This is a genomic window from Deferrisoma palaeochoriense (assembly GCF_054656955.1).
Genome location: NZ_BAAHXI010000054.1, coordinates 22167 through 28490, shown reverse-complemented (window position 1 = coordinate 28490; position 6324 = coordinate 22167). Strand labels below are relative to the sequence as shown.

The window sequence follows — 6324 nt, the reverse complement described above, 5'->3', positions numbered from 1 at the left end:
CCGGCCCCCTCCCACCTCATCCGGGTCCGCACCGGTCCAGGTACCCCCGAGGTACACGCCCCGGGGTTCCCTCAGCCCGTCCCAGTGCCCCGCCGGGTCCGCGGCGAGCCACACGAACCCCGCCGGCCCCCCTTCGGCGAGGCCGCCGACCGGCGCCCCGGCCTCCGCCTCGCACAACGCCCGGGCGTGGTACGTGGCGGCCGCGAGCGCCGCCCCCGGGTCCCCGAGGGCCTCGGCCAGAAGCCGCAGCTCCTCCACGAGCCCGTCCCCGTGCTCCACCCCCGGGGTGCCGGCATCGCTTCCGGCCGCGATCGAGACCCGCCGCGCCGCGCCCTCGGCCACCTCGGCGAGGTGGCGGGCGTGGGTCGTACGCACCACGGCCTTTTGTCGCCCGGTGAGGGCCGGGTGCTCCTCCAGCGCCTGCCAGGCCCGCAGGGTGGGCACCCAGACCACGCCGCCGGCCGCCAGGCGGCCGAGATCCCCAGGGTCGCACCCGAATCCGTGCTCCACCGAGTCGGGGCCAGTGGCGAGCACCGCGCCCAACGGCCCGTTCGCGTGGACCATGACCCGGAGCCCCAGCCCCCGGGCCGCGCCGCACAGCCGGCCGAGGTCCCCGGCCGAAAAACCGCCCGCCGACACCCCTCCGACCTCGTCGAGGCTGTTCAGGCCCGTGGCCAGAATCTTGGCGTGGGTCGCCCCGGCCGCGGCGTTCTCCCGGAGGATCGCCTCGGCCTCCGAGAGACCCGCGGCGCCCCGCCCCAGGAACGAACCGTAGTACCCCTTGCGGAACAGGGCCTCGCCCGCCGGGAGCACCCGGGCGTACCGCTCGGGCCGCGGGTTCGCCACCCGAGCCGCCTCGAGGGCGAGCCCCCGGGGATCCCCCCCGTCCCGCACCGCGGCGACGCCCCGCGCCCGGTAGTCCTCCAGCAGCCCGAGGATCCGCTCGAGGGCGTCCTCCCGCCCGGCGTTCGTCACGCGGCTGCGGTCCGCCGGGTCGAAGCTCCCGGGCAGAAACAGGTGCACGTGGGCGTCCGCCAGGGGTTCCACGAGCCAGCCCCCCCGGAGGGTCGGCAGGGGATCCCGGGGCCGGTCGCGGTCGTCCGAGCGCACGGACACCACCCGGCCGCCCCGAACCAGGACGTACGCCGGCGAAAGGGCCTCGGCCCGCGGCCCCCGCCGGAGCCCCTCGGCCTCGATCCACAGGTCCGGCGATCGGGTCACGGGACCCCGGGCTCGTGGAAATCGAAAGCCGTGTTCCCGTAGGTCCGGGTGCGCGTGACCGGGGCCCCGGCGTGGGCGGCCTGGGGCTCGTCCCGGTGCCGCTGCACCACCACGAGCCCGCCCGGCGCCACGAGCCCGGCGTGCATTACGGCCTCCAGCGCCGCCTGTTGGAGCCCCTTCCGGTAGGGCGGCATCACGAGCACGATGTCGAACCGCTCCCCCGCCTCTTCCAGGGACCGGCAGGCCCGCAGGGCGTCGTCGGCCCGCACCCGGAGCCGGGCTTCCATGCCCAGGGCCTGGGCGTTTCGCCGCACGAGGTTTGCCACGCCCCGGTCCTTCTCCACCACCCAGGCCTCCCGGGCCCCGTTGGAGAGGAGTTCCAGGGCCACCGCCCCCGACCCGCCGAACAGGTCGAGCACCCGGGCCCCGGGGAGCCGGGGGCGCAGGAGGTCGGCCAGGCTCTTCCGGAGCCGCGTGAGAAGCGGCCGGGTGCCCTGGCCCTCCGGGGTCTGGACCCGGCGGCCCCGGAGCGTCCCCGAGGTGATGCGCACGTATCCCATGTGTCTGCTTGGACGCTAGGAGGCGCGGACGCTGGGACGCAAGGCCCTTCAAGATCCCAGCGTCTTCGCCTGTTCCACGGCGTGGGAGCGGGCTCCGAGCGGCGACCTAGTGTTCGGTACAGCTCTTCGCACCTCTCCGTGTCCTCCGTGCCCTCCGTGGTTTGATCAAACCACCCAGAGAGCCTGGGGCATCGGGGTGAGGCGCACCGGGCCGTCGGCCGTCACCAGGAACGTGTCCTCCACCCCGCAGCCCCCGAGGCCCGGGAGCACGGCCTTGGGTTCCAGGGCCACGGCGTCGCCCTCCCGGAGGACCTCGGAAGACCCCTCGGCGATGAGCGGGGCCTCCACCGTCTCGAGCCCCACCCCGTGGCCCACGAAGCGGCACCGCCGCTCCGGCGGGCCCAGGTACCCTTCGATCCCGAGCTCCTCGGCCCGCCGCCGGGCCGCCTCGAACATCTCCCCCGCTGAGACCCCGGGCCGAAGGAGGGCCGCGGCCGTGCGGTGCACCTCGAGCAAGGCGTCGTACAGGTCCCGAAGCCACCCCGGGGGCCGGCCGAGGCAGAAGGTGCGGGTCTGGTCGGTCTGGTACCCGGCCAGGCTCACCCCGAAATCCACGACCACCGGCTCCCCCGGCTCGATCGGCCGGTCGCCCGCCCCGACCGGGAACGCGGCCGACCGCCCCACCCCGGGCATGGGGGTGTCCACAGCCCCGGCCGCCAGGGTGTTGGGTCCGGACACCACGTGCCAAGGGTACGCCTCGAACGGGCCCCGCGACCAGAGCCAGCCCTCGTGGCCCCAGGCCATGGCCCGGCCCAGGAGCTCCCCCGCCCACTCGGCCTCGGTGACCCCGGGCCGAAGCGTCGCTGCCGCGTGCTCGTACACCCGGGCCACGAGCCGGCCGGCCTCGCGCATCCGCTCCACCTCCCAGGCGGACTTGCGCCGCCGAAGCCCGGCCAGAAGCGGCCCCACGTCGGCCCACCGGTCGGTTCCGATACGGGCGAGCCAGCTCGCCGGGAATACCTCGGCCACGATCCCAACGGGTCCCTCCCCCGCGGCGCGGCGGGCCCGGTCCCAGAGCTCCCGGCCCGAGGCCACGGGCTCCACCGGCACCGGGGACTCCGCCCGGGCCCGCCCCGGGTCCCGGAGGATCCAAAGAGCGGGATCGCCGGCCGCCGGCACCCAGAGGAACCCCTCCTGGGTCGTACCCGCCAGGTAGTACCGGTCGGGCCGGTGGGTCACCAGGGCCCCGACGAGCCCCGCCGCGACGAGCCCGCGCCGAAACCGCTCGGTCCGGTCCCGCACCTCGCCCGGGGGCACCCCTTGCGGCCCGGGGGCCCGGTGATACTGTGGACCCGTTCTCGTCGGGTTCATCCGTTCGCCTTTCCGCCGGTCAGGAGGTGTCCGATGCGCTGCGTTTCGAAACCGCTGCTTCCCGTGTTCGCCCTGTTGCTCTTCGTCGGGTTCCCCGCCCGCGCCGCCGAGGTGCCGCGGCTCTTCGGCACGTTCCAACCCGAGGTCGGGGTGTGGTCCGAGTACCGGGTGGTGGAGAAGGACTCCGGCAAGACCACCCGCATGCGCATGGCCATCGTGGGCCGGGAGGGCGACGGCTGGTGGTACGAGGTGGTCCAGGACGACGGGGAGCACCGAAACATCGTGAAAATGCTCGTTCGCGGGAACCCTGACGACCCGGACAACATCGAGCGCCTGATCCTGAAGAGCGGCGACGCCCCGGCCTCGGAGATGCCCAAGGACTTCGTGGCCATGGGCCGGCGCATGGCCGTGCACATGTTCGAACGGCGAAGCGGTGTGCCGGCCGAGGGCGCCGAGGGCCTCCGGGCCGAGAAGGCCGGCCGCCGCAAGGTGACCGTGCCGGCCGGCACCTTCGAGGCCGAGGTGCACCGCATCGTGGACGCCCAGGGCAAGGTGCTCGCCACCTACGATTTCGTGCCCGAGGTGAAGCCCTTCGGCGTGGTGACCTCCCGAACCGACACCACGACCATGGAGCTCCTCGGGTACGGCACCGGGGCGAAATCGGCCATCACCGAGACCCCGGTGCCCATGACCGCCCCGCCCGGGATGCCCGCGGGCATGCCCCGCGGCATGCCGCCCGGGGTGGGGCCCAAGGGGCGGTGAATCGGGAAGCGGGAACCGGAAACGGTTCGGGCCGGCGGCGCGGATCGCGGCGTGGACGCCGCTCCCACGGACGGCCCAGGGCCGGCGGCGATTCGCCGCCCCCCCCGAACGACCGGGGCGGGGCGGCCCTGCGGCGCGCCCCGCCCCGTGACTCCGATCTCCCCCGCCCTCTTCCCCCTGGGGGGAAGGAAGACAAACCTCAGCGGCACCTGCCGCCGGGAAGCGGTCCCCCCTCCCCCGGTGGGAGGGGGGCAGGGGGAGGGGGCAGCGGCACCGGTCCCCTCTCCCCGGCCCGCCGCGGGCTACACGAGCTCCATGCCGCTGAAGAAGAACGCGATCTCGGTGGCCGCGGTCTCGGGCGCGTCGGAGCCGTGCACCGAGTTCTTCTCCACGTCCACCGCGTAGAGCTTCCGGATCGTGCCCTCGGCCGCCTGGGCCGGGTTCGTGGCCCCCATGACCTCGCGCCACTTGGCGATGGCGTCCTCCCGCTCCAGGCACAGCACCACCACGGGCCCGCTCGACATGAAGGTCGTGAGGCTATCAAAGAAGGGCCGCTCCTTGTGCACGGCGTAGAAGCACTCGGCCTCCTTCTTCGAAAGCCGAAGGAGCTTCATCGCACGGATCGTGAAGCCCTCCTCCTCGATCCGGGCGATGATCTTCCCGGCGATGCCCCGGGCGGTGGCGTCGGGTTTGATGATGGCAAGGGTTCGTTCGACAGCCATGGCAGACTCCTCGTGTGTGCAAGCGTAAAGGGACAAAACAAGGCGCCCCGGCCCGGCGGCAGGGGCACCGACTTGGGACGTTCGAACGTTCGGACGCTGGGACGCTAGGACGTAAAAGCCTCCGGCGATACCAGCGTTGCCGCCTGTGCTAACCTCTGAAAACAGCCTTCGGCTGGGCGGCTCAACTGCCGTGAATCGTGAATCGTTTGGCCGCTCTCTGCGCCTCCCCGCAGCTGCCGTCTTTCGGTCCCGCCCGCCTTCCGTCCTCAGAAATCTGTCGGAATCTGGCCTCTGGGCGGGGGTGTCGGGATCCGCCGGTTCCGCGGCTTCCCAGCCTCCCAGCTTCCCAGCTTCCCAGCCTTCTAGCCTTCCCGGCGGGCGGCCACGATCGGGCCCGCGTACCGGGCCGAGGCGCCCAGGTTCTCCTCGATCCGAAGGAGCTGGTTGTACTTGGCCACCCGGTCGGTCCGACAGGGCGCGCCGGTCTTGATCTGGCCCGAGTTGGCGGCCACGGCCAGGTCGGCGATGGTGGTGTCCTCGGTCTCGCCCGAGCGGTGGGAGATCACCGTGGTGTACCCGGCCTTGTGGGCCATCTCGATGGCCTGCAGGGTCTCGGTGAGGGTGCCGATCTGGTTCACCTTGATCAGGATGGAGTTGGCCACGCCCATGGCGATGCCCGAGCGGAGCCGCTCGGTGTTGGTGACGAAGAGGTCGTCACCCACGATCTGGATCCGGTCGCCCAGGCGCTCGGTCATCTTCTTCCAGCCGTCCCAATCGTTTTCGTCGAGACCGTCCTCGATGGAATAGATGGGGTACTTGGCCACGAGCCGCTCCCAGTACCCGATCAGATCGTCCACCGACTTTTGGGGTTCGGCCTCGGCCGCCAGGTAGTAGTGGTCGCCCCGGTAGAAGGAGCTCGCCGCGGCATCGAGCGCGATCAGCACGTCCTTCCCCGGCTTGTACCCGGCCCGCTCGATCGCGGCCAGGATCACCTCGAGGGCCTCCTCGTTGGAGCCGAGATCCGGCGCGAACCCGCCCTCGTCGCCGATGGAGGTGCGGTGGCCCTTCTCCTTCAGGGTCTTCTTCAGGTTGTGGTACACCTCGGCGCCCATGCGCAGGGCCTCCCGGAACGAGGAGGCGCCCACCGGGGCCACCATGAACTCCTGGATGTCCACGTTGTTGTCGGCGTGGGCCCCGCCGTTCAGGATGTTCATCATGGGCACCGGCAGGAGCGTCGCCCCCGTGCCGCCCACGTAGCGGTACAGCGGCAGCTCGGAGGCATCGGCCGCGGCCTTGGCGCAGGCCAGGCTCACCCCCAGGATCGCGTTGGCCCCGAGTTTCTCCTTGTTCGGGGTGCCGTCGAGCTCCACGAGCCGCGCGTCGATGGCCGCCTGGTCCCGCACGTCGTAGCCGATGAGCTCGGGCGCGATCGAGGAGTTCACGTTCTCCACGGCTTGGAGGACACCCTTCCCGAGGTACCGGGCCTCGTCGCCGTCGCGGAGCTCCACGGCCTCGTGCTCGCCCGTGGAGGCGCCCGAGGGAACGGCGGCCCGGCCCACCACGCCGGAGGACAGGTGGACGTCCACCTCCACGGTGGGGTTGCCGCGGGAGTCCAGGATTTCCCGTGCAATGATGTCGGTGATCGTGTACATCCCTTCGTCCTCCTTGGTCAGTGGGAACGATTCTCG

At 72.5% G+C, this 6324-nt stretch carries 6 protein-coding genes; 1 reads left to right on the top strand and 5 read right to left on the bottom strand.

All coding sequences use genetic code 11. The annotated features are described in order from the left end of the window. The 3 genes from ACYQ8L_RS13975 to ACYQ8L_RS13965 all read right to left on the bottom strand — a co-directional run. Positions 1-1221: amidohydrolase family protein (locus tag ACYQ8L_RS13975; RefSeq protein WP_459942424.1), on the bottom strand; the 1221-nt coding region annotated here is incomplete at its 3' end. Beyond that, positions 1218-1781: a 16S rRNA (guanine(966)-N(2))-methyltransferase RsmD gene (rsmD, locus tag ACYQ8L_RS13970; RefSeq protein ID WP_459942423.1), complete on the bottom strand. Its 564-nt coding sequence runs from the start codon at positions 1779-1781 to the stop codon at positions 1218-1220. The genes rsmD and ACYQ8L_RS13975, both read right to left, overlap by 4 nt. Positions 1782-1946: 165 nt before the next feature. After that, positions 1947-3152: a M24 family metallopeptidase gene (locus tag ACYQ8L_RS13965; RefSeq protein ID WP_459942422.1), complete on the bottom strand. Its 1206-nt coding sequence runs from the start codon at positions 3150-3152 to the stop codon at positions 1947-1949. 33 nt (positions 3153-3185) lie between these two features. Between ACYQ8L_RS13965 and ACYQ8L_RS13960 the strand changes: the two genes are divergently transcribed. Beyond that, positions 3186-3914, top strand: a complete 729-nt coding sequence (locus ACYQ8L_RS13960) for a hypothetical protein (protein ID WP_459942421.1) — start codon at positions 3186-3188, stop codon at positions 3912-3914. A gap of 302 nt (positions 3915-4216) precedes the next feature. Here the strand turns inward: ACYQ8L_RS13960 and ndk are convergent, their stop codons facing one another. Beyond that, the gene (ndk, locus tag ACYQ8L_RS13955) at positions 4217-4636 is read right to left on the bottom strand and encodes a nucleoside-diphosphate kinase (protein WP_459942420.1); all 420 of its coding nucleotides are present in this window, start codon (positions 4634-4636) and stop codon (positions 4217-4219) included. A gap of 362 nt (positions 4637-4998) precedes the next feature. Then, entirely contained in the window at positions 4999-6288 is a 1290-nt protein-coding gene (gene eno / locus ACYQ8L_RS13950) for a phosphopyruvate hydratase (RefSeq protein WP_459942419.1), read from the bottom strand. Between the last annotated feature and the right edge of the window lie 36 nt (positions 6289-6324).

Coding starts and splice junctions, on each gene's coding strand:
- rsmD (WP_459942423.1), bottom strand. CDS start 1,781: ATGGGATACGTGCGCATCACCTCGGGGACGCTCCGGGGCCGCCGGGTC.
- ACYQ8L_RS13965 (WP_459942422.1), bottom strand. CDS start 3,152: ATGAACCCGACGAGAACGGGTCCACAGTATCACCGGGCCCCCGGGCCG.
- ACYQ8L_RS13960 (WP_459942421.1), top strand. CDS start 3,186: ATGCGCTGCGTTTCGAAACCGCTGCTTCCCGTGTTCGCCCTGTTGCTC.
- ndk (WP_459942420.1), bottom strand. CDS start 4,636: ATGGCTGTCGAACGAACCCTTGCCATCATCAAACCCGACGCCACCGCC.
- eno (WP_459942419.1), bottom strand. CDS start 6,288: ATGTACACGATCACCGACATCATTGCACGGGAAATCCTGGACTCCCGC.